General features: G+C 66.2%; 3 protein-coding genes. 1 reads left to right on the top strand and 2 read right to left on the bottom strand.

The annotated features are described in order from the left end of the window. Nucleotides 1–95 precede the first annotated feature (95 nt). Nucleotides 96–743 (top strand): bifunctional 2-polyprenyl-6-hydroxyphenol methylase/3-demethylubiquinol 3-O-methyltransferase UbiG, encoded by a 648-nt coding sequence (locus tag Ae331Ps2_RS34075; protein WP_075311423.1) that lies wholly within the window; start codon nt 96–98, stop codon nt 741–743. Between the two features lie 139 nt (nt 744–882). Here Ae331Ps2_RS34075 and Ae331Ps2_RS34070 read toward each other — a convergent pair whose 3' ends face one another. Beyond that, nucleotides 883–1,137: an inositol monophosphatase gene (locus Ae331Ps2_RS34070; protein ID WP_371335794.1), complete on the bottom strand. Its 255-nt coding sequence runs from the start codon at nt 1,135–1,137 to the stop codon at nt 883–885. Nucleotides 1,138–1,356: 219 nt separating this feature from the next. Further along, nucleotides 1,357–1,676 (bottom strand): transposase family protein (locus tag Ae331Ps2_RS32930; protein WP_283160302.1); only part of this gene is annotated, 320 nt, incomplete at its 5' end.

Below are 1,676 nucleotides of genomic sequence, written 5' to 3'. Positions count from 1 at the left end.
CCATGCAGCGGAAGACGAGGCGAGATCCGGCGTGGTTCAGCCCGTCGATCTGTCGATTGTCGTGGATTGCTTGAGTCGCTTGGCATGATGGTGCTGTGTCAGGCAGCTCGGCGAGGCGGTGGAACCACAACATTCACTACCACCGGCTGGTCCTGGATGCGGTGCCACGTGGCGCCCAGACAGCTCTCGACGTCGGCACCGGCAACGGCCTCCTCGCAGCGGACCTGGTGCACAGGGTTCCCCAGGTCGTCGCGATCGACCTGGACCCGACAGTTCTCCGCTCGGCACGGAGCGAGGCCCCGATGGTCGAGTGGGTCCACGGCGACATTCTGAGCCACGTGTTCCCAGCCGACTCGTTCGATGTCGTGGCTTCGATGGCCACACTGCATCACCTGCCCGATCCAGTCCAAGCACTACGGCGATGCGCTGATCTCACGTCGCCGGGCGGTCGAGTCGTCGTGGTCGGGCTGGCGAGGACCTCCCGGCCGATCGAGGTCGTGCTCCACGGCATCGGAGCCGTGCAGCACGCCGTGCTGCGTCGCCGGTACGGCTTCTGGGAGCACACAGCCCCCGTGGTCTGGCCACCGCCGCACACCTACTCCGAGGTTCGTCGCGCAGCCCGATCCGCCCTTCCCGGATGTCGTTGGCGCCTGCTGCCCATGTGGCGCTACTGCATCACCTGGACCAAACCTCTCCCGGACACGCACCAGCCAGAGAGCAAAAGAGGAATCGTCCACGGGTGACGGCCGTGCAAGGAGCGTGCGGTATCGCTCGGCTTGCGACCGTCGCCAGCGGTCACCCACGACCATCCCGTCATGCGGGTCACCGCGCGTGCGCCTACGAGGCCGGTATCAGAACGGCCATGATGGCGCGGCTCCTGAATCAGGGACTCAGGTCGCTGATGCGCTGCAGCAACTCACTGTGCACGTCGTGGTCTGCTGCGATGACGAGTCCGTGTCCGGAGTCGACAGCGTCTCCTCTCAGGTCGGTGACGATGCATCCGGCTCCCGTGCAGAGAGCGATGCCGGCAGCGAAATGCACGCTTCCGCGAAGGTCGCCGTCGTTGACATATGCGGCTCTGTGCCCGGCAGCCACCCACGCCAAAGCCAAGGATGTGGCGCTGACTCTCGGGGTCATCCACTCTCGTAGCCCGCGGTCACCCAGGAGCGACGAAGTCACGACATCCCACGGCTCATCTGCATTCAGTTCGATGATTCGGTTCTGAGCGCTCGGACACAGGATCTGGTCGCCGGCCTCGCTCCGCGTCCCTGCGGTTACCCCGTCGGTCCAGTGGATGAGTTCGCGCCGCGGGTCGCCTACCGCCGACACAGTGAGGTGTTCTCAGTAGCGGGTTGATCATGTCGTGCGGTCGTACTCGGTGTGGAGTAGTACGAGCGCAGCTGCGGTGATCGCGCCGGTGCGCCAGGGACATAGCGTGACTCGCCGCAACGCGGCGAAGGTGGTCTTGAGCAGGGCGTTTCCGCGTTCGGCCAGAGCACGAAGGGCTGAGTGCAGGGTGTTGACGGTGCGCTGGTTGACCGTCTGCCCGCGGCCGGGGACGGGTTTGATGGGCACGGTGAGCCGGTCGGCTTCGCCTTCGTAGCCGAGGTCGCCCAGCGCGGCGTGGGTGTCGTCGGTGAACGCGGCCAGGCCCTCGAGCAGCCCGGGGTGGGTAC

Origin of the sequence: Pseudonocardia sp. Ae331_Ps2, from assembly GCF_001932405.1 — a bacterium.
Classification (GTDB): domain Bacteria; phylum Actinomycetota; class Actinomycetes; order Mycobacteriales; family Pseudonocardiaceae; genus Pseudonocardia.
Note: the sequence above shows the minus strand (reverse complement) of the source record. Positions and strands in the feature narration are given on the sequence as shown.

Excerpts from the sequence above, each read along its gene's own strand:
- Ae331Ps2_RS34070 (WP_371335794.1), bottom strand. The coding sequence starts at position 1,137 with ATGACCCCGAGAGTCAGCGCCACATCCTTGGCTTTGGCGTGGGTGGCT.